The 20,814-nt window shown below is 67.9% G+C and carries 16 protein-coding genes and 1 pseudogene; 9 read left to right on the top strand and 8 right to left on the bottom strand.

Annotated features, from left to right (window positions below; genetic code table 11):
- Positions 1 to 93 precede the first annotated feature (93 nt).
- A complete protein-coding gene (locus AC1C2T_RS00695) occupies positions 94 to 1,341 on the top strand; it encodes a hypothetical protein (protein WP_495383866.1) in 1,248 nt (415 codons plus the stop codon).
- A 57-nt stretch (positions 1,342 to 1,398) separates the two neighbouring features.
- Here AC1C2T_RS00695 and AC1C2T_RS00690 read toward each other — a convergent pair.
- Both AC1C2T_RS00690 and AC1C2T_RS00685 read right to left on the bottom strand, forming a co-directional pair.
- Positions 1,399 to 1,745, bottom strand: a pseudogene (locus tag AC1C2T_RS00690) (PH domain-containing protein).
- Positions 1,651 to 2,019 (bottom strand): hypothetical protein, encoded by a 369-nt coding sequence (locus AC1C2T_RS00685; protein ID WP_495385423.1) that lies wholly within the window; start codon positions 2,017 to 2,019, stop codon positions 1,651 to 1,653. Before AC1C2T_RS00685 ends, AC1C2T_RS00690 begins: the two are co-directional and overlap by 95 nt.
- Between AC1C2T_RS00685 and AC1C2T_RS00680 the strand changes: the two genes are divergently transcribed.
- Positions 1,994 to 2,500, top strand: coding sequence for an SDR family NAD(P)-dependent oxidoreductase (locus AC1C2T_RS00680; protein WP_495383865.1), 507 nt, complete (start codon positions 1,994 to 1,996; stop codon positions 2,498 to 2,500). The two genes, AC1C2T_RS00685 and AC1C2T_RS00680, sit on opposite strands and share 26 nt — an antisense overlap.
- A 277-nt stretch (positions 2,501 to 2,777) precedes the next feature.
- Here AC1C2T_RS00680 and AC1C2T_RS00675 read toward each other — a convergent pair whose 3' ends face one another.
- Positions 2,778 to 3,695, bottom strand: coding sequence for a G5 domain-containing protein (locus AC1C2T_RS00675; RefSeq protein WP_495383864.1), 918 nt, complete (start codon positions 3,693 to 3,695; stop codon positions 2,778 to 2,780).
- 1,036 nt (positions 3,696 to 4,731) lie between these two features.
- A complete protein-coding gene (locus AC1C2T_RS00670; protein ID WP_495383863.1) occupies positions 4,732 to 5,874 on the bottom strand; it encodes a hypothetical protein in 1,143 nt (380 codons plus the stop codon).
- A 194-nt stretch (positions 5,875 to 6,068) separates the two neighbouring features.
- On the opposite strand from AC1C2T_RS00670, the gene AC1C2T_RS00665 reads away from it, so the two are divergent.
- The 5 genes from AC1C2T_RS00665 to AC1C2T_RS00645 all read left to right on the top strand — a co-directional run bounded on the left by AC1C2T_RS00665 (position 6,069) and on the right by AC1C2T_RS00645 (position 11,053).
- Positions 6,069 to 6,485, top strand: coding sequence for a type I restriction-modification system subunit M N-terminal domain-containing protein (locus tag AC1C2T_RS00665; RefSeq protein WP_495383862.1), 417 nt, complete (start codon positions 6,069 to 6,071; stop codon positions 6,483 to 6,485).
- Positions 6,486 to 6,771: 286 nt separating this feature from the next.
- Entirely contained in the window at positions 6,772 to 7,272 is a 501-nt protein-coding gene (locus AC1C2T_RS00660; protein ID WP_495383861.1) for a helix-turn-helix domain-containing protein, read from the top strand.
- A 9-nt stretch (positions 7,273 to 7,281) separates the two neighbouring features.
- Positions 7,282 to 7,833 (top strand): PIN domain-containing protein, encoded by a 552-nt coding sequence (locus AC1C2T_RS00655; protein WP_495383860.1) that lies wholly within the window; start codon positions 7,282 to 7,284, stop codon positions 7,831 to 7,833.
- 74 nt (positions 7,834 to 7,907) lie between these two features.
- Positions 7,908 to 9,407: a DUF2868 domain-containing protein gene (locus tag AC1C2T_RS00650; RefSeq protein ID WP_495383859.1), complete on the top strand. Its 1,500-nt coding sequence runs from the start codon at positions 7,908 to 7,910 to the stop codon at positions 9,405 to 9,407.
- Positions 9,404 to 11,053 carry a DUF3482 domain-containing protein gene (locus AC1C2T_RS00645; RefSeq protein WP_495383858.1) on the top strand — a complete coding sequence of 550 codons (1,650 nt, stop codon included), beginning with the start codon at positions 9,404 to 9,406 and terminating at the stop codon, positions 11,051 to 11,053. Before AC1C2T_RS00650 ends, AC1C2T_RS00645 begins: the two co-directional genes overlap by 4 nt.
- 56 nt (positions 11,054 to 11,109) lie before the next feature.
- Here the strand turns inward: AC1C2T_RS00645 and AC1C2T_RS00640 are convergent, their stop codons facing one another.
- Genes AC1C2T_RS00640 through AC1C2T_RS00630 form a run of 3 tightly spaced genes read right to left on the bottom strand, consistent with a single transcriptional unit; the run spans position 11,110 to position 17,345 of the window.
- The gene (locus AC1C2T_RS00640; protein WP_495363273.1) at positions 11,110 to 15,627 is read right to left on the bottom strand and encodes a hypothetical protein; all 4,518 of its coding nucleotides are present in this window, start codon (positions 15,625 to 15,627) and stop codon (positions 11,110 to 11,112) included.
- A gap of 4 nt (positions 15,628 to 15,631) precedes the next feature.
- On the bottom strand, positions 15,632 to 15,991 hold the full coding sequence (locus AC1C2T_RS00635) for an O-methyltransferase (protein ID WP_495363274.1): 360 nt from the start codon (positions 15,989 to 15,991) through the stop codon (positions 15,632 to 15,634).
- Complete coding sequence (locus AC1C2T_RS00630) at positions 15,888 to 17,345, bottom strand: plasmid pRiA4b ORF-3 family protein (protein ID WP_495363275.1); 1,458 nt, start codon at positions 17,343 to 17,345, stop codon at positions 15,888 to 15,890. Before AC1C2T_RS00630 ends, AC1C2T_RS00635 begins: the two co-directional genes overlap by 104 nt.
- A 149-nt stretch (positions 17,346 to 17,494) precedes the next feature.
- Here AC1C2T_RS00630 and AC1C2T_RS00625 point away from each other — a divergent pair, with 149 nt between their 5' ends.
- On the top strand, positions 17,495 to 17,713 hold the full coding sequence (locus AC1C2T_RS00625; protein WP_495363276.1) for a hypothetical protein: 219 nt from the start codon (positions 17,495 to 17,497) through the stop codon (positions 17,711 to 17,713).
- Positions 17,714 to 17,841: 128 nt separating this feature from the next.
- Here the strand turns inward: AC1C2T_RS00625 and glsA are convergent, their stop codons facing one another.
- Positions 17,842 to 19,059, bottom strand: a complete 1,218-nt coding sequence (glsA, locus tag AC1C2T_RS00620) for a glutaminase A (protein WP_495363277.1) — start codon at positions 19,057 to 19,059, stop codon at positions 17,842 to 17,844.
- Between the two features lie 301 nt (positions 19,060 to 19,360).
- Between glsA and AC1C2T_RS00615 the strand changes: the two genes are divergently transcribed.
- Entirely contained in the window at positions 19,361 to 20,764 is a 1,404-nt protein-coding gene (locus tag AC1C2T_RS00615) for an HNH endonuclease signature motif containing protein (protein ID WP_495383857.1), read from the top strand.
- The last annotated feature ends 50 nt before the right edge of the window (positions 20,765 to 20,814 follow it).

Raw genomic sequence — 20,814 nt, 5'->3', positions numbered from 1 at the left:
CTCGATGGTGACAGAGCCGGCGTCACGTCGCACTCGTCGAACCGGGTTCCCCGGCCCGTAGCGGGCGCTGAGCGGCGAACGTAGGATCGGAGCATGACCGGGTTCTGGGTCAGGCGCAGGGTGGGTGCGCACGAACTCGAGGTCCGCGATGGCGAGTTGGCGAAGCGGGCTGGTTCCGCCGTGCTCGCCGCCGACGATCGCATGCGCGTCACCTCCGACGAGCTCGGCTTCGCGGAAGCGGAGCTGGGTTCCGAATCGACCGCGCTGGCGGGCGCGGTGCTCGCCGCGGTTCGCAGACAGCTGAGCGACGCGTTCCGGTTGAACCGGCTCAATCACGATGCGATGCGCGGCACCGCCGACGAGGTGCGGGCGCGCTACGTGCGCATCGTGCAGCTGTGCGAAGAGATCGACGACGTGCTCGATGAGCAGACCTCCGCGCTCGCCGACAAAGTCGCTCGGGCGCGGCATGCTCCCGAGATCATCGCCGGCGTGCGGGCGGATGTCGCGCGTTTGCGCTCTCGCATCCCATACGCCCGCGACACCATCGACCTGCTCGCCGCCCGTTATACGCGCGAGGCGCTCGCCCGCGTGGAGGGCAACCCCGCGGAGGCCGAACAGCTGCTCGGATTCGCCGAGCACAGCGTGAGCGTGGCCGAGCGACGGCGTGAGGCCCGGCAGCGTGAGCAGGCCGACCTCGCGCTGGAGGCGTCCACTGCGTCGGTGCGGCGGGCTGCGACCTTGCTCTATGCGGTGGAAACCTTCGAGGTCGAGGCGTTGCGAGCGGAGTCCGTGCTGGCCGCGGTCATCGAGGAGTCCCGTCGGGACCTCGCCGTCGCGCTCGAGGAGCCCCGCGCCCGGGGCGTCGCGAACGCGATCGCCGAGCTGCGGGCGGCCCTCGCAGGCCTCCCGCCGGGTGGCGTCGACACCGACCCGCTCGCCCATCTGATCCGACTGCGTACGGCGCATGCGGCGTTGGATGCCGCGACCGCGGCGGCCCGCGAGCGCGCGGCGCGCCCGATGCCGCCCGTGAACCTCCTGCACCATGCAGTCGAAGACGCAGACCGAAAGCTCGACGTCGCGCGCGATGCCATCGCCGGCCACCCGGGGTGGATCGGCGCCGAGGCCTTGATGCGGCTGGCCGAGTCCGAGCGCATCCGGATCGACCTTGGTCACTGCCTCGGAAGCTCAGAGGCGACCGTGACCGTGATCCACGAGGATCACCGAACGCAGGCGATGACGATGGCTCGGAGTGTCGCGTCCCTCGCGGGCGAGGCGCTGCACCTCGCCCGGCGCGACATCAATGCGTCGCGACGTTCGCGAAGCGGGCGACTCGGAACATGAAGCGCGCTGAGGGATGTCACGCTGCCGAGCATTGCGGCTCGCGGTCAGGCCCGCGCGTCAGTGCTGAAGGACAGCCCAGGCGAGGAGGCTGTCGATCCGCCGGACGTCAGCGCCTTTCGTGAGCTTGACCTTGATGTGGCCTGCCCGGGTCCAGAGTTCGATCTCAGCGTCGCGATCGAGCATGCCCCTGCGTTCTCCGTAGACCACATGTTGATGGAGCTGTACGGAAGCGAGTAGATCTCGATCTTCCTTCCGGTGATTCCTTGGGCATCGCGCACGATGAGCCGCTTCGTGGTGAATGTCGCGGAATCACGGAACGACGCGACAGCCTGCTCGCCCTCGACGAGCAGTGCGTTCACGTCTGCCGGCACCGGTATCTCGTTCTGAAGCGTCCATGCAAGCATCGGTGCGGTTTCCACCAGCGGGCCATCCCCTCGATCGATTGTGCCCTTCGTCGGGGCGCAGCTTCGTCAGCGTGGCGGTTTGACGGATGCTGCTGCACCCGCCGTACGACGTGAAACGCTCCTGGCCGAGTGCCTGAAGCAGCGTGAGCTTTTCTGCGGCTTCGGTGCGCGGGGCGGCGGTCATGATCAGCAGGACCTGGGACTGGTCTTCGGTCAGCGGCGCTAGACAGTCGAACTCGATTTCGAACGTGCTCATCACGATGGCCGGCATCATGCTGGCAGAGGATGTCACGACGGCCGACTTCCTCGGCGATGCAGAGCGCACCATCGGCACCAATGTGCTCGGGCCGGTGCTTCTCATCTCCGCTTTCACCGAACATCTGCAGAGCCGGCCGGATGCCACGATCATGACGGTCTCATCGGACCTCGCCAACACGCCCTTGCGGGTCGCGCCGAGCTACAACGCCTCGAATGCGTTCATCCATCAGTTCAGCGAGAGCATCCGGCTGCAGCTCGCCGGCACCGCGGTGCAGGTCATCGAGCTCGTCCTGCCCGCGGTTCGCGCCGCGCTGATTCCGGTCGGATCTCACATCGAAGCGTTCCTCCCGCTCGACGACTACGTCTACGAGACCATGTCGCTCCTGGTCAGTCAGCTGGACGCCACGGAGATCCTCGTTGAGCGGGTCAAGCCGCTGCGCTTCTCCGAGGTGAGCGGGGCATACGAGCTGGCGGTTGCGATGGTGAACGTGCATTAACGGATGTCGCGGCACGGCAGTCACTCGGTTCGGTCGGCTCGATGGTCGTCGCAGTTCAAGCTGCCGCGTCCCTATCCATCCGACGAACCTCTCTAAATGCACCGAACTCGACGACGGAATCGACGAGACCATGTCGCTGCTTGCCAGCCGGATGCCACCGAAATCCTCATCGAGCGGGTCAAACCGCCGCGCTTCTCCGAAGTGAACGGGGCGTACGAGCTGGCGGTTGCGATGGTCGATTCGCGCTGACGTTCCCGTGTGCGCACAACGCACTGGGTCAGGCGTCGCAGGCGATGCCGTCGCCGTCGCGGTCGAGGTCGTAGACGTCTGATCCGACGATCCACACCGGTCCATCGACGTAGTCGGGTCCGTTGCCACTCCCTCCGACACAGTCGACGTCAGTTGAGACCGGCACGCACGCACCCTCGTAGTTCGGGTCGCATCCGTTGTCTGCGGGCGGCGGTGGCGGCGGAGGTGGAAGCTGTCGGGAGCCGACTGCGATGACCTCATTCACCGGCTGCACGGTCACGACTTCTTCGACCACTTCGCGCGAGATCTCGACGCCATCCACCGTGACCACGCGAATTCGAGTGACCTTCTGACCGTTCACGCCCGGCGTTGCCACCGCCGTGAGCCCGGCGTCAAGATTCGGATCGTCGACGTTCGATGTCGTGAAGACGACGGGGGCCGGCTCCTCGATGATCGTCTCTTTCTGCACGGGTGTCGGCGTCGGTGTTGAGGTTGGAGTCGCCTCGCGCGGTGAGGCCGAACCCGCATCGTGTGATGGCGGCTGACTCGCTGCGAGGGCGGCACCACCGATGCTCGAAACGAAGACGCCGGCCACGAGAACGGCCACGGCGACCCGGCGGGTCCGAATTCGCAACCGGCCGAAGGATCCCTTCAATACTGCGTAGAGGCCGACGGCACCGGCCGCGAGCCCTGTGACCAGAAGCAGCGCGGCGGGGCCCCAGAAGACAATGATCACCACAACGACGACGGCGAACGTGATGATCGCGGCCTTCAGATTGACTCCCGGAATCGCGCCAACAGTCGCAACAGGTTCGGTCGGCGCGAGCCCATGGTCGATAGCGGCTGGAGCGCTTGCATCGAGATATTGGGGCGTCCACCGCTCGCCATCCCACCAACGTTGCCGACCAGACCCGTCGTCGTACCATCCAGGGGCAGCGGTCGTCATGCGAGTCCTCCTTCGGACGGGTCGCCGGCGACGCTAGTCCGTTGATTGCCGCAATGCGCGTCCCAGTACAGGGGGTCCGCATTGGCGAACTGCAGACGGAGCCGATTCGTGCGACGGAGGTCGGAATTCATTAGGCCGTTCGACGAGCTCGTGCCGTTCGTGATGAAATACGCGGCCGGCGACAGCCCGCAGGAGCACGCGCGGACGTGACCACCGCGCGGGGCAAAGCAGATACCTCAGGAGTCGGAGTCCGCCCCGTTGCGGCCATATCGGGCTGCGCCGAGCGAGGGCGGCTCGGCTGGGTGTTTGCATGTGCGGGGTTGTGTACAGCACGGTGTGCCGACCAACACGGACATGCGAGCGCCGACGCCCTGCACGTCACGTCAGAACGTCGGCGTTCGCAACCGTTACATGGAAGCGCAGTGCTTACAGAGAGGGTGGTTGCCGGTGCCCGGGCGCTTGTTGTGAGCGGGGATTTGTTGGCCGCTCGGACAGTCGTTGTGATTGTGGTGAACGTCGGGGTCGGTCGGATTGATCGAATAGTACGGCGACACTTTCATGCGTGCTCCTTTGCGTGTATGCCAACTTGGCGGTTGAGCGTAAGTCTGTGGCTCCGGACGGAATGGGAAAAGCCCCCGCACGAGGGGCGCGACCCATGCACAGGGAGATTCGCGCTCCTCAGCCCGTACCCTAGTTTGAGGGCGGTGTTCCGCTGCAGGTGAGAATTTCGGCCGATATCCACACCGCCCCCATTCGCCCAGCTGAAGTCGGCTGCGAGGTGAACGCGGGCTCGATCCCGCCGCTGGAGCACGTACACAACGCCAGGGACGACGCCGACGGGCAGCTCCGGTCGCTCAGGATTTCATCTCCGGTCACCGAGGCTGGACCGGCGCCGATGCGTGTACCCGGCTGACTGAATCCGAGCGCACCTGGGTCGACCTCAACACCAGCGATGCGGCCGTCGTGCGATCGGCGCTAGGTAGGTTGCAACCCCGAGCGGATGGCGAAAGCTGTTCGATGCATGCTTGGGTTTAGATCATCCGGGCGGTCTGCCAGCACTCGAGTCCAGCACAACTCGGCGGCGTTGACGCAGAATCGTCGAGCGCAGCTCGGTTGCGTACTCGAGTGTGAGCTGCGTCCACTCGTCGTCGTTCGATGCACCATACGGTAGAAGCAGTTCATGAAACGGGTCGAGCGCAGGTGGATCGTCAGAGTCGGAGAGGCGAGCCGCACAGAGACCGAACACCCACTGGATCGCGGGATCTGTAGGGCGAGGTTCGCGCACTGGTGTTAGCGGTGGCAGCGGATCCGCAGCGAGGGTGTTCTCGAGCCGGAAGAGTGCATGCCGTAGGTCATCTCGGCGGCGTTGCCGCCGGGGTGCTCGGAGCACCCTGTCGGCCTCTTCCGCCACTTCCGTCGTCGCCGCGAGGACGTCTCTCAGCATCTGATTCGTGCGTTTCACGCGGGAGCTATATGCGGCGGTGGCGGCGATCGCCAGCGTGAGCAGGGTCGCGATCGGAAGGAGGTCGCTGCGGGGCGAGCCAAGCGCAAGATAGCCGGTCGTAGTGAGCGTGACAACGATCGCCGCGACGAACGCGATATCAGCCGCTCGGTTGTACCGGGCCGGATTGAGGCCATGCATTGTGCTGATCGGTGGGTCACGTTGGGAAAGTGAAAGGATGCTCATTCCAAATGCGACGAGTGCCAACTCGAGTGCCGATACTGCGAGGGAGTGTGGTGATCGCGCTGCCGCCGCTGACGCCGCAATAAAGACCGCGGCAAGGCCCGAGAGAAGGCACATCCAGGTGAGCGCGATAGACGTGATCAGCAACCACGGACTAACGATGCGTGCCCCACGGAGAATCCGACCGGCATGACGAGGGTGCAGGGTTCCCATTGTCAGTCCGATGCCGAGCGCGCAGACGAGGGCACCAAGACCGAATGGCATCTGGTCGACAAATGGGATGCCATCTCTGCTCGCCTGGATCGCAGATGCAATAACGATGAGAACACCGATGCCGGTGAGCGACAGTGCGAGGACGCGCAGTGTGCGGGAACGAGCGCGGCTCGATCTGTTTCCAGGAACTGCGGTGGCGATCTCGTCGGCGAGTTGCCATAGTGGCCGCGCCTTCCGCGCGCTTCCAGGACGAGCAGACTTGAACGGACCCGATGAAGTCATTCCATCCTCCTCTGTCGCACGCAGCATGACACGGACCACAGACAAGGTTCAGCAGTTGATGAAGTCGACGGCAGACCCCGCGCGCGACTCATCCGTATCGCGCCGTGCAGGCGCGAGCGTTGGTCGCTGATGCGCCAGTTCTCGTGTCGCCTTTCGAGGGTTCGCTCATCGCGCACTGTCGTGGAGATCCACTCGTGAACAGCACCACCAACCAGCGACTCACTCAGCTCATCTGGGACATCGCTGATGACGTACTGCGCGATCTTTACGTTCACGGCAAGTATCGCGACGTGATTCTGCCGGTTACGGTGCTACGACGATTCGATAGCGTGCTCGCATCAGAAAGCAGAACGTGCCTCGCGTCGTTTAGCGCGCTGTTCGGCAACTGCGACCCGCAGGGCGAAGAGCGGCTCCGCATGCGAGTCACCCAGGAGGTGCCGGCCTTCGTAGTCGAGGACCCCACCTATCGAACGGCGATGGCGAACAACGACAAGTCGAACGCCAGGGTCTCCGTGGTCGACGTTCGGCACGTTGATGCTCGGCCTCGTGAAAGACGAGACCCAGCTCTTCAAGGAGTACTCCGACAACACCGACTTCAAGAAGTGGTTTGAGGACGGGGTGTTCGGGCGACGTATCGCAAGAGCGCTTGACCAGGGCCGACCCATTGCCCAGCGCGATGCGGATGCGGACGCGGGTGCGGACGCGGGTGCCTGTGACTTCTACGCAGGCGCTCGGGGTCGCAATCAGCACCGGGCTGGCTGGCCCACGCACCGCGAACACGGCTGTCAGTTGGCGGAGACGCCCGGCAACTCTTGAGCCTGACTGGTCGGAGACGGATCTTCGGTGCCACGATCATTCGATGGCCACGATTTCGTAGATTTCGAATAGACTCTCGGTATGGCCGCTGATTTGGAGTCCCCGACTCGTCGCACGAAGTCTCGAACCTACCTTCCCGCGGAAGCATCGCACGAAGAACTGGTCGATTTCGCGCAGTCGATTCACGAAATCGAGCGATATCTCGATGCGCACAATTCGGAGGCGGCGCTTGTTGCTCCGGATGGAACGCATCGCTCGATTCCGGGCGAGATCTTCGAGGTGCTCGAGCAGGTTGCCACGGCACTCGCAAACGGTCGGGGCGTTACCGTCGCCCCCTACGAAGCCTTGTTGACTACGCAGGAGGCTGCAGATTACTTGAGTATTTCCAGGCCGACGCTCGTCAAGCTTCTCGAAGACGGTGCGATTCCGTTCGAGAAGCGGGGCCGCCACCGGCGTGTCACGCTGCGTGACCTGGTCGACTATCAGGAGAACTTTCGCGTCGACCGTCGGCGAGCCCTTCGCGATATCGCACGAGACGGGCAGAAATCGGGCCGAGTTCGCCCGGAAGCACCGACAGGCTGACGGACTGACGTGGCATTCCCGGCCTTCTTCGACGCGTGCGTGTTGTACGGCGCAACCCTGAACGACCTCATCTTGCGCCTCGCGGATGGCGGTGCATTTCGCCCGCTCTGGTCGGAGGGCGTGCTCGAGGAGGTTCGTCGAAACGTCATCCGCAAAGGCTACGAGGCAGACGAGATCGACCGTCGACTGAATACCATGCGGGAGTTCTTCCCCGACGCGAGCGTCGATGGATACGCCGACCTCGTCGACAGCATGACCTGCGACCCGAAGGACCGACATGTGTTGGCTGCTGCGCTTCGCGCCAATGCCGACGTACTGGTGACCTTCAACGTGAAGGACTTCCCATCGGATTCCACCGCGGCATTCGAGATCGAGGTGGTCCACCCCGACGAGTTCTTGCTCGATCAGCTCGATCTATATCCCGGGCTCGTTCTGCGCACGACGCGAGAGTTGGCGGCCGACTACGACTCGCCACCTGTAACGATCGATGAGCTGCTGAACACGTTCGGGCGGGCTGGGGTACCCCGGTTCGCTGCCGAGCTCTATCGTTTCGTCGAATAGGCCCCCGATGAGTTCATCGTTCCAGAGGTCTGCGCTCGGCAGGCAGATGGCATCCACGCCATAGACTCCGCGATATGGACGAGTCGGCCGCCCTCGAGACGACCGCGGCGCGCGCCGTTGAGGCGGCTGATCGCGATCGCGTGCTGTGGACTGACGCCGACCGCGAGTGGGCGAGCCGCGCGGCGGCGGCCGTCGTGGGGGAGCGGGCGAGCGCCGAGGAGTTCTTAGGGCGGCGCGCGCAGCTTGTGCTCGAGCGCATCGGCACGCGCCAGCCCGCGGTGACGCGCACGGTGCGCGGCATCCGGTGGCGGCCGTGGGTCGGCGTCGTGACCGTGGTCGCGGCGTTCCTGTTCGGGCTGCTCATCGACCGCATCGGCGGCGGGTCGAGCATCAACCTGCTCGCGCCGCCGGTGTTCGCGCTCGTCGCGTGGAACCTGATCGTGTACGTCTGGCTGCTCGTGCGGCCGCTGGTGCTCGGGCGTGGTGCGGCCGGGCCGGTGCGGTCCTTGTTGATTCGGGTCGCGTCGGTGCGCGCACCACTGCACGAGACCCGAGCGGATGCCGCGATCTCCGCGAGGCGAACCGTGCTCGCCACGCTGCCCCGCGACTGGGCGCGCGTCGCTGCGCCGCTCTATAGTGCGCGCGCCGCGCGCGTGCTGCACCTCGCGGCGGCGGCGACCGCGCTCGGCGTGATCGCCGGCCTCTACCTGCGCGGGCTCGCGTTCGAGTATCGCGCCTCGTGGGAGAGCACGTTCCTCGGTGCCGAGCAGGTGCGCGCGCTCCTCGCCGTGACGTTCGCGCCCGGATCGTGGATCACCGGTATCCCGGTGCCCGACGTGGCGGCGATCGAGGCGATCCGCGCGCCCGCGAGCGAGAACGCCGCGATGTGGATGCACCTCATGGCCGCCACGGTCGCCGCCGTCGTCATCGTGCCGCGGCTCGTGCTCGCCCTCGTCGCGGGGCTGGTCGAGCGGCGCCGCGCGAAGCGCGTCGCGCTACCGCTCGACGAGCCGTACTACCGCCGGCTCATCGCGGCGTGGGTGGGCGAGCCGGCGCGGGTGCGCGTCATCCCGTACAGCTACACCCTCACGCCCGAGGCGCGGGCGGGGCTCGAGGCCGTGCTCGCGCGGGCATACGGCAACGCCGCCGCGACGATTGACGCGCCCGTCGCGTGGGGCGACGACTTCGAGCAGAGCCAGGCGACGGATGCCGCGGGCACGGGGTTGACCGACGCCGGCGAGAATCGGCTGCCGCTGTTCAGCCTCACGGCCACGCCCGAGGAGGACGCGCATGGGGCGTTCCTCGCGGTACTCCGTGGCGGCGGTAGTGCCGCGGCATCCGGAACCACCGTCGTGCTCGTCGACGAGTCGGCGTTCCTCGCGCGGTGGGGTGGTGACGCCCAGCGCCGCGATGAGCGACGCGCGGCGTGGAGCGAGCTGCTCGAGGCGCACGGGAGCGTTGCGGTGTTCGTCGACCTCGCTGGCCCCGATCTGGCAGCGGCCGAGGCGGAGCTCGTTGCCGCGGCATCCGCTCGCGATGCCGGTGCCGCGAACGAGGCGAGGGGGCGGGCATGAGCGAGCACGCGGCATCCGAATTGCCCGACGCGCTTGGGGGTCTCGAGATGCCGGCTCCTCGACCCGCGGTGGTGGGGTTTCGAGACGGCGCTGGCGCGCCTCCTCAACCCGCAAGCAGCCCCGGGCTCGCTGGCGCGCCTCCTCAACCCGCGAGCATCCCGGGGCTCGACGCCGGTGCCGTGTCGCTCTCGCTCATCTCGCACACCAACGCGGGCAAGACGACGCTCGCGCGCACGCTGCTCGGGCGCGACGTCGGCGAGGTGCGCGATGCCTCGCATGTCACGGCCGAGGCGACGCCGTTCCCGCTCGTGCAGACATCCGACGGCGACCTGCTCACGCTGTGGGACACCCCGGGCTTCGGCGACAGCGTGCGGCTCGCGCGCCGGCTTCGGCAGAACCGCAACCCCATCGGCTGGTTCACGTCGCAGGTGTGGGACCGCTATCAAGACCGCGCGCTGTGGCTCAGCCAGCTCGCGGTGCGCAACGTCGCCGAGCAGGCCGACGTGGTGCTCTACCTCGTGAACGCGGCCGAGGCGCCCGCCGACGCCGGCTACCTCGCCCCCGAGCTCGAGGTGCTCGAGTGGGTAGGCAAGCCCGTGCTCGTGCTGCTCAACCAGACTGGCCAGCCGCGCGAGCGGGCCGTCGAAGAGGCGGATGCCGCGCGCTGGCGTGCCGCGCTCGGCCCCTCCACCAACGTGCGTGACGTGCTCGCCTTCGACGCGTTCGCGCGCTGCTGGGTGCAGGAGTTCACGCTGTTCGCGGCGATCGAACCGCTGGTTCCGGATGCCTCGGCGCCGGCCTTCTCCCGGTTGTCGGCGGCCTGGCGCGAGCTGCGTATGGGTGAGTTCGACGCGTCGATGGCCGCGCTCGCCGGGCCGATCGCTCGGGCTGCCGCTGATCGCGTGACCCTGTCGTCGTCATCGCAGCAGTCGCTCGCGAAGCGCGTCGGCGACTCGCTCGGCCTGCCGAATCCGGCACACGCGCAGGCCCGAACGGATGCCGCGGAGCGAATGGCCGCCCGCCTGCAGGCCGACCAGCGGCAGGGCATGGAGCGGCTCATCGCGATCCACCGGCTCGAGGGGCGAGCGACTGACGAGGTGCTCGAGCGGGTGGCGGACGACGTGCACCTCGACGCGCCGCTCGACGGTACCCGCACCGCCGCGTTGGGCGGCGTCGTCTCGGGCGCGCTCACCGGGCTCGGCGCCGACCTCATGGCGGGAGGGCTCACGTTCGGGGCGGGCATTGTCGCCGGCGCCATCATCGGTGCGCTCGGCGGTGCGGGCGTCGCGCAGGGGGTCAACGTCGTGCGCGGCCGCACCGAGTCGAGCTTGCGCTGGGAGGAGGCGTTCCTCGATGGGCTCGTGACCTCGGCGCTGCTGCGCTACCTGGCCGTGGCGCACTACGGCCGTGGGCGCGGCGCCTGGCGGGAGGGCGAGTATCCGGCGCACTGGCGTCCGATGGTCGTCGAGGCGGTGGTCGCCGAGCAGGACCGGCTGGCGGTGATCTGGGCGCGGCGCGGCGAGAACGAGGAGGCACTGCAGCGCGAGCTCGAGGAGGCGCTCGCCGACGTCGCGCGGGGGCTCCTCGACGAGCTCTACCCTGGCGCGCTCGACGCCGATCAGGGGTCGGTCGCGGCCGAGCGATGACGACGGCGTTCGCGCGGGCGTGGCGGTTCATCGACGATCCGGGCGACGCTCGGAGCTCACGGCTGCTGCGGTGCGTTCGTGTTTCCCAACACGGGATGGTGTTCGGTGCGGGTTCCGTGCTCGAACACGTCGTAGTGACCCGTGCGGATGTCGGTGATCTCGATCGTCAGCCCCGGGTGCTTCTCCGAGAACCGCAGAATCACGCCGGACGTGGCGTTCCCCGACACGCCGGCGGCGCAGACGGAGCAGACCTCCTGGTCGACGGCGATCCGCACTCGCTTGCCGTCCAGGTCCTTCGGTTTGAGGTTCAGGTTGCGGATGCGTTGGGCGAGATCGTTGAGCAGCTGTTCCTCGGCGTGGAACTGCGCCTGTCGAGGCTGGTTGCCGGTCGGCCGGTAGGTTCGCGGCGGCAGCCCCTTCGACCCTTGCGGCGCCTCGGGTGAGCCGCGCACCAGATGGGCGGCGACTCCTGGAATGTCGGTCTCGAGTGCTCCCAGCGTTCCCGCATTCTCGGCCTGGCCGCGCGCTTCAACGGCCGCTGCGATCGCCGGGTCGTCCCCGGTCGCGCGGGCCCTGGCCTCCTGTCGTTCGGCTGCCTCGATGGCGCCACGGCGGCGCTCCCAGACCGATTCGGTGAGTCGGGCTTCGGCTTTCGGATCCATCCCCGTCCGGCGCGTGGGCTGCGGGCCGGGTGGGTTCGCGGGGTCGAGCGGCCGGAACACCGTCCCCGGCGCGGGCACGATCAGGCCGACCACATACTGCGCGGTGCCATCGCCCCTGGCCGCCATGGCCTCCAGCTCGATCTGGCTGTAGTCGCGGTCGTATCGGCGGACCAGGGCCTCGGCGGCGTTCGAATCGAAACGCGCCGATTCTCGCACGACCGCGATCGGCATGCTCGTGGCCAGGTATTCCGTGATCGGCAGGGGCTTCCGCTCGCCCGCAGCCACCTGCGTGAGCATCAGGTCCGCGACGTACCAGGCCGGACGGCCGCTGCTGGCCAAGGTCTGACGGACGACGTCGGGGGTCGACATCGAGCCGTACTTGTCCCGGTACCGGCGCTGCAGTTCCGCATGCGCGTCTGGGTGCTGTGGCTTGGCAGGATCGACGACCTTCTTCAGCAATGTCGTGTCCGTGTTCGTCCTGATCTTGGACGGCCGATCCTGCGCCGTGCTGAATTCCCGTTTCGCACGAGACCGATCCTCTGCCGCCACCCAGCCCCGGCCCTGGGTCACGTTGTCCACCTGGGTCCGGTAGTACGTCAACTGCGTGTCGAGGTCCTGGATCCGTGCGTCCAGCTCCTTCACTTCGACCGCGACCTTCGTGGGGTCTGCCTCCACCCGAGCCGCCCGCGCCTCGATCGAGGCTCTCTCGCCGTTCATCTCGTCGATCATCGCGCGCAGCTTCCGGATCTCGAGTCGGGCCTCGAATGCCTTGGTTCCGTAACCGGGCTGGTCCTTCAACCAATTCGTCACCTTCTCGATCAGCAGCTTCACCTTGCCGAGCGGTGTCTGATAGCTGTACAGGATCTTCGCGGTCTCGTAGTGCCGTTCGACGTCCACCTTGCCGGCTTCCGGTCCGACCTCCAGCCGAACCTTGCCGTCGTCGTAGTGCACCCGGACCGTACGCCCCAGCCTTGGATTCGGATTCTCGACGATCGCGACCTTCCCGGTCAGATCACCGAGGCCTTCGTGCAGCGCCGCGGTCGACCGGCGCGACCGGCTCGGTTCGGCGAACGCAGTGTCCAACGGGGTCGTTCCCGGATCGGTTTTGCCGGTCAGCGGTACCTCGGTGAACGGCGGGGGGTCGCCGCGGCGATCGACTCCGTCGATCTGATTGCGGAACGCACGCCACCCCTGCAGGTCGGGACTGGGCTGACCGGACAGCTTCTCGGCGGCCTCCAGTTCGGCGATCTTCTCGTTCGCGCCGTCGATCAGTGCTTTCCGCGTGGCCGGGTCCTTCATGATCGGGGCCAGGGCGTCGGCGGTCTCCCGCGCTCCGGTCGGCGCCGCTTTCTCGGCCAGTTTCCCGATACCGATCTCGATGGGCTTGGTGAGCAAGTTCTCCATCAGCTCCGTCACGTCCCCCATGATCTTCTCGGACAACAGGGCGAAGGCCCGTGCCTCTCGGAAATCGTCGGTCGAGCTCGCCTCCCAAAGGAACGTGGCGATGCCGACCAGCGCCGCAACGTTGCTCACGCCCTGCGATCTGAGATAGATCCCGTAGGCGAACGCCGCCAGATTTCCGATCGGCCCGAGCCGCTGCAGTACGTTCATGATCACCGTGATCTTGATCGCCTCACTGATGAGCTTCTGCAGGACCTCCGGCTTCAGCAGTGCGAACAATTGGGCGCCGACGTTGCGTTCCCGCTGCGCGATCAGGAAGATCGCGGCGACACGCACGCCCTTGGACTGGTTCTCGACGAAGAACGCGTCCAGATAGCGCTCCAAGTCGTCGATCAGCATCGTCGTCGGGCCTTTGCCGGCGCCCTGTGTGATGCGCTCGTCGGCCTTCTGCATCTGGCTCCGGAGCCGGGTCGCCGCCGAGGACGCCTCGGGTTGCTCGACTCCCTCCAGATAGCGCGCCGCCGCGGTGCCCTCACCGGCTTCCACCCCTCCCTTGCGGATGGCGGCTTCGCCCAGTGCCCTGCCGTTGGCCATCGGTCGATGGGTGCTGGCCCGAGTGGCCCTGTGCTGTCCGGCGGCGACCAGGTACTCGGCGACCTCGGCCGGCATCACCTTGTGCTCGCGGGCGACGACGCGCCCGGCCACCAGGTCGTGCACGTCGATGAGGTAGCTCCAGCCATCCCGAGCCTCGCTGCTGCGCAACCCGATGATCGGCTTGGTGTCCGGGATGATGCCGGCGGCGGCGGCCGCCTTCAGCGGATTCGGATCCTTCGCCACGTCGGAGAATTCACGGGCGGTTCGCTCCGTCCCGGCCCTGACGTACTCCGACCGCGACTGTGCTTCCCCCCGCTCATCGACCGGCACGGGCGGCGTCATCACGGGCACGACCTGTCCCTGCCGATTCCGTCCCATGCGCGGCTGGATCTCGCCGAACGAGAGGTCCGGAGACGCCGCCGAACCCGTGACCGGCGGCGCCACCCGCTCCGGCGCGCGGATCTCGCCGGAGAACTGCGACGAGGCCATGCCCATCAGGTTTCCGAGGAAACCGGAGAACTGGCTCAGCATCTGGGCCCGGATGATCGCGGCCGACATCTGCGCCTGCATCGGGATGGCCGCGTTGCCAAGGGCCGTCCAGCCCTGGTCGAGCATCACCCAGGCGGTGACCAGATCCATGTACTTCTTTTCCTGCGCGGTACTGAAGAACGCGAACCATCTCGCGTGCACCTGGCTCAACTCGTCCAGTCTCCACGTCGGCGACCTGGGCACCACCTTGTCCTTCAGGCCCTCGATTTCCTTGGCCTGACCTTCCAGACGGTTGGCGAGGTCGCCCATGAATTCGTTCGACGCGGAGTCGGTGGCCTTCGGAAACGCTTCCTCCGGTTGGATCTTCGAGTCAGCGGCGAGTCCGTAGTCCGCGATCCGCACCGGCGTGACGTTCTCACCGAGCAGTGAGAGGTCGGCGTCCATCGCCTTCATGGACTCGTTCTCGGTCTGCGCCTGGCTTCGAATCGCGGCGATACGCGGACCGGCCTCTGCCAGATGGGCATCGAGCGGCGCGGTCTTGCCGACGGCGGTGAGTTGCCGGTCGAGCAGGAGGGTCCGGCGGGCCAGCCGGCCGATTTCAGCGCCCAACGCCGCGCGATCGCCACCCTCGGGGGTCTGCGTGAACTCGGCCCGGACATCGGTCAGCCGGGCGAGGGTGCCTTCGAGCTCCAGGTCGAGCATCGACGACGCGTCGGTCAATGCGGTGACCGCGACTCGCAGATCATCCGTGACGAACGACAGGGTGTCGCCAGGCATCATGGACGGCGTGACCGCCGCGATGACGTGGTCGCCGATGTGCCCGGCGAGCATGCTGGTGACGAGTCGCAGTCCATAGGAGATCCGTGCGTCCGGGGCATCCTCATCGGAATTGCCGGCGTTCTGTGCCTCGCTCAGGCCCTTGAGCGCGGAGTAGACGTCATAGGTCGTATCGCCAACGGCGATGCTCGGGCCGAGAACCGTGTATGCCTCGCGCTCGACGTCTTTCCGCTGGTCCGTGGTCAGCGCGGTACCCGCGGCGCGGACCGCCGCCGCCGCCAATGCTTCGGCGAAATCGTTCTCCTCCCGGAACGTCGGGATGCGGGCCAGCACCGGCTCGATCAGCCGGCCGACGCTCGAAGCGGTCGGCGGCCCGGTGAGTGACGGGTCCGGGTTGCGGAGCACGGTGACCACGGCGTGGTTGCCGAGCTGGCGCTGCAGGGCGTGGAGTGGTGCCACCGGGCCGGCTTCCAGGTGCCCGCCGCCGAACAGCTGGGTCATTCCGGCATTGCCAACCGAGGCGGACAGGATCCCTCCCGGAGGAATGGTGGCCGTCCCGCCCTCCGCGAGCCCGTCTTCGGCGGGCGGTCGGCGGACGTCGCGGCGTGCGGCCGCCATGGCCCCGTCCGGAAACAGGCGCTTCTCGCCCATGCTCTCATCGTGATGGCGCCGGTGGCAGGTCCGCCAGGACCGCGAGTGCAGCCTTTCGTGCAACACCCGGCCGCTCGCCCACTCCCGCCCGTTCGAGGTTGGCGCGGGCCACGTCGGCGTGCTGCTGCTCGAGCTCCAGTGTCACCACGCGAGCATCGCTCGGGATGCCGCGGGCGAGCCAGATCGTCGAGTAGCCGCCGAGCGTGCCGATCTCGAGCACGCGGCGAGTCCGCGTCATCCGGGCGAGCAGGTGGAGGAGCTTACTTCGCCCTGAGCATCGCGCGGGCGAACGCCCGGCCCTCGTCGGTCGGTCGGGCGTCGCTGCTGCGCTTGCGACGCAGCACGCCGAGCTCGTCGAGCACACGCCACGCCTCCCCGACGAGCTCATGCGCGTCGGCATCGCTGATGGCGCTGCCGTCGCTCTTCAACCAACCGAGTTCCTTCAGGCCGAGCGCGATGGCGACGTCGTACACGCGCTGCACCGCGCTGCCGCCGCACGCGATCTCGACCGCGAACAGCAGCCTCGCGTCGCGGGCTGCCTGGTGCCGCGGACGAGTGACGAGCGCCGACGCGAGGTAGCGCCACAGCCCGACCGGATCCTCCCGCAGCCGCTTACCCACCGCCGTGGCGACGAGGCGGCCCTTCAGCACCCGCACGAGGCCGAGCGTGACGGCGTGTTCACGCAGCATCCGCATCGGTGGGGTCAGTTCCTCCCGGTTCGCCTCGCCGGTCCAGCCGTCGATCCACCCGGTCTCGACCATCCCCTCGCGCACGACCACGGGAGGCATCCACCCCGCCTTCGTGAGCGTGAGCCCGTCGCCGACGCGCCGGAGCAGCCACTCATAGGGGAGGGTCATCCGCTCCGCGACATCCGCTTCGACCTCGGCCGGCTCGAACGCACCGAGCCGCCGCAATCGAAGCCGCAGTTCGCGGCCGAGCGGTTCGGGCAGTCGGGCGAGCAGCTCGGCGATAGCCGCGTCGGGCGCGATGGATGCCTCGGCGTCGTCGTCGGGGTCAGGGGCATCGCCATCGGGGTCGAACTTGAGCGCGAGCTCGCGGTCGACACCGTCTTGGTCGAACGCCTCGGCGTCGAACTCGGACTCGGGCCACGCGAGCCACTTCGCCCAACCCGCGGCGCTCGCGTGCTCGGGCGAGCTCGGGTCGGCGAGCCGCTCGAGGAGTTCGGCGTAGCCGTGCACGCCGCCCGAATCCTCGAGGGGTCCGCGGCGCTCGCCGCGCACGAGCTCGGCTCGACGGGTCCATGGCGGCACCGATGCGCCCGGGGCATCCGCTCGCTCGCGCTCGATGAGTTCGATCGAGTGGTGCCAGTCGTCGCCGAAGTCGTACCAGTAGTAGAGCGGACCGTCGAGCGAATCGAAGACGGATGCCACGCGCGCATCGTGCTCGTCGACGAACGTGTGCTCGATCGCCCCCGGAAACTGGTCGTCGGACAGCTCGGCGAGTCCCTCGGCGGGCATCCAGCGCCGGGGGGCCCTTCCGATGTCGGAGATGCCGCCGCGCGGGCTGTACGGATCGAGCTCGCCGAACTCGTGCAGGTGCGAGTCGCGCCAGCCGAACGCGATCTGGATCACGTCGTGCAGTTCGTCGAGACGAAGCTCGCCGTCGAGGTCGACGGTGCGCCAGATCTCGGGGTCGCTGTCGATCAGGCTGATGCGCAGGCGGAAGCGTTCGCTGGGCTGTTCGCTGAGCTGAGTCACGCAACGATTCTTGCCGAATCGCGAGCGCTCGGCGCGGTCAATGGCGGGCGCGCCGGGCAGAGTCGGGTGGCTCGCGATATCCGTCGCGCAACCCCGTGCGGCGGCGGGGCAGGCGGAATAGCCTGAACAGATCGACCGAGGGGACGACCATGAGCGACACCACCGACCGCAACGACCGGGAGTTGCCCGACGACCGCGACTTCGCCGACGACGCGAACGAGCAGAAGCGCTTGCAGGCCGAGCACGCCCGCGAACTCGGCGTCGATCCATTCTTCGAGGGGGCGAACATCACGGAGAGCAACGGCCCCGACCTCGAGGGCGGCGACGACCTCGACACCGGCGGCGGCCACCGCACTCCGCGCGACTGAAGCCCGAGCCGAGGCAAGGGCTCGAACTCGTCGAGCACGAGCACGAGCACGAGCACGAGCGCGAGTGCGAGCGCGGCCACGCTGGACGGCCTCGCGGCGAGCGACGCCGTAGCGCGGTATCCGATCGCTCAGATCTCCAGCACGCCCTCGGGGTCACGGATCGCGACGCGGGGGCGCCCGTCGCGCGCCGGTCCCATGAGCGCGGGCGCGGCCGCGAACACGCGCTTCGAGCCCTCGCCGACGCGGGTCACGTCGGTGAAGTCGAGCACGAGGGATCCGTCATCGCTGATGAAGGGGGTGAGGCGTGTGAGCACCTCTTCAGCACCGGCGAAGAAGATCTCGCCGCGCAGTATCGCGATGGTGTCGGCGCCGTCGCGCTCGAGCGAGGCGATCGGCGAGAGCGGGGTTCCATGGTGCTGCAGCATGTGCAGGCCGTGCCGCTCCGAAAGGAGTTCGAGGGTCGCGATGCCGCGCGCACTGTTGCCGCGGGCGTCGAGGCGCGGGCTGAAGGTGCCGATGCCGAACTGGCCGGGTTGCACCGCTGCGATGCCGCCGCCGACGCCGCTCTTCGCGGGCAGTCCCACCCGCACGAGCCAGTCGCCCGACGCGTCGTACATGCCGCAACTGGTCATGACCGACATGGTCCACCGGGCTGCGTTCTCACTGATGACGCGCTCGTCGGTCACGGGATTCACGCCGCCGGTCGCGAGCGTCGCCGCCATGATCGCGAGGTCGCGCGCGTTGACGGTGAGCGAGCACTGCCGGAAATACGCGGTCGTCGCGACATCCGCCGTCGAACCGAGCGTGCCCATCGAGCGGGTGAGATAGGCGAGCGCGCGATTGCGATCGCCGGTGGATGCCTCGGACGTGAACACGTCTTCGTCGACCGCGAGATCGTGGCCGGCGAACCGTTCGAGACCTGCCTGCACGACGGCGAACTTCTCGTCGGCCGTGTCGCCGCGCATGAGCGAGGTCGTCACGATCGCGCCGGCATTGATCATCGGATTCAGGGGGCGACCGGATGCCGCGTCGAGACTGATCGCGTTGAACGGCTCGCCGCTCGGCTCGAGGCCGACATACCGGGTCACCTCGGCGAGGCCGAGCGCGTCGACGGCGAGGGCGAATACGAAGGGCTTCGACACCGACTGGATCGTGAACTCGGCATCGCAGTCGCCCGCCTCGTGCACGATTCCGTGCGTGCTCGCGAGTGCGGCGCCGAGCTGGTCGGGCTCGACCGTCGCGAGCTCGGGGATGTACGAGGCGACGGCGCCCTCGTTGAGCGGGCGAACGTCGTCGAGCACGGTCTCGAGCATGCGTCGAACTGGATCCCGCAATTCCGCGGCCATGGGGTCAGCTTAGAAGGTCGGGGGTTGGCGAGGTAGGGGCGGGAGTGGGGCGTGGGAGATTCGGTCGCGCGGAGGGTTCGGCGTTGACGGTACGGGAGCGCGGGGCTGCGCTCGATGCGGCTGTTGCGTTGCGAGGTGTGAGGTGTGCGGCGTGCGCTGTGCGGGTGAGGTGCGCGGCGGCGTGAGGGCTGACTCGTCCTCCACAGGTGACCGTCGGCGGAAGTTATTCACAGGCTGACCGGCAGTTTCGCTGCGGTTCCGGGTCGGTTGGAATGTCGGTGGGTGCCGGCAGGATGGAAGCATGACCACCACCGCCGAAGCGTTCGAGGAGCTGCGATCCTCGCTGCTCGACGTCGCGGGGTTCGATGATGCTGCGCGGTGGTCCGATGACGAGTTGCTCGCCGTGACGGCCGCGATCGAAGCGGCCGGGCGGGTCCTCGACGCACACCGGGTGGCCTGCGCGGGTGAGATCGGGGAACGTTCCCGGGTCGAGCTCGGCAGTGAACGATTGTCGACCCGTCGTGGGTGCCGCTCGCCCGGCGAGCTGCTCGAGCGAGTCAGCCAGGTCTCGGGCGGAGAAGCGCGGCGGCGCATCGCGCTCGGCACGGCCACCCGGGCCCGCACGGGTCTGACCGGTGACCTGATGGAGGCGCAATTTCCCGAGGTCGCGGCGGCGCTGGCCGATGGCGAGTTGGGGGCAGATGCCGCGGGCACGATCGTCCGCGAGCTCGATGCCACCCGGCGGGCCGCCGACCCCGTCGCCCTCCGTACCGCCGAACACGAACTCGTCGCAGCCGCGATCGCGTCCGGTGACGCGTACCCGGTACGGTGCACAGCCGATGAGGTTCGGGTGCAAGCGCAGGCGTGGGCCGCGTTCCTCGATCAAGACGGCCCCGAACCCGACGACGAACGCGCGATGCGGCGCCGCGGGTTCCGCCTCGGACGGGCCCGCGACGGCCTCATCCCCGTCACCGGGGAACTCCTCCCCGAAATCGCAGCCGGGCTCCTACGCCTCTTCGATGCGCACCTCGCACCCCGATCAGGTGGCGGGTTCATGACCGCCGAAGAACGCGCCGACATCACCCGCAACGGCGAGCAGCGGACCGCCGACCAGCAACGCCACGACGTCATCGCCGCGATCATCGCCACCGCCGCCCGCTCCAGCGAACACCCCACCATCGGCGGCACAGCACCCACGGTACTCGTCAGCGTCCGCGCCGCCGACCTGCAGACCGGCCGCGGCAACGCCCACGCCGACGGCATCGAGATCCCCATCTCCCTCCACGCCGCCCGACAACTCATCTGCACCGGCGGAACCCAGCAAGTCACCTTCGACGGACACGGCCGCATCATCCGGCTCGGCTCACCCATGCGCTGCTTCACCCCCCACCAACGCCGAGCGATCACCCTCCGCGACGGCGGCTGCCTCATCCCCGGCTGCAACGTGCCCGCATCCTGGTGCGAGATCCACCACGTCATCCCCGACACCGACGGCGGACCCACCCACCCCGACAACGGCGTCCTCCTCTGCTGGTTCCACCACCACACAATCGACACCTCAGACTGGGGCATCCGCATGATCAAAGGTGCGCCACAAATCCGCCCGCCCACATGGCTCGACCCCAACGGCCGATGGCGCAACACCACGAAATCCCCAACCAGACTCGCCGACCAACTCGAACGAAGACCCCCCGAAGTCGCATGACGATGCCGTGCGTACGGAGGGGCCACACCGGCACCATCGAGCCAATCGAC

The sequence above is a fragment of the Agromyces sp. Y558 genome (assembly GCF_059445415.1).
This window is presented reverse-complemented; position numbering and strand designations above follow the sequence as displayed.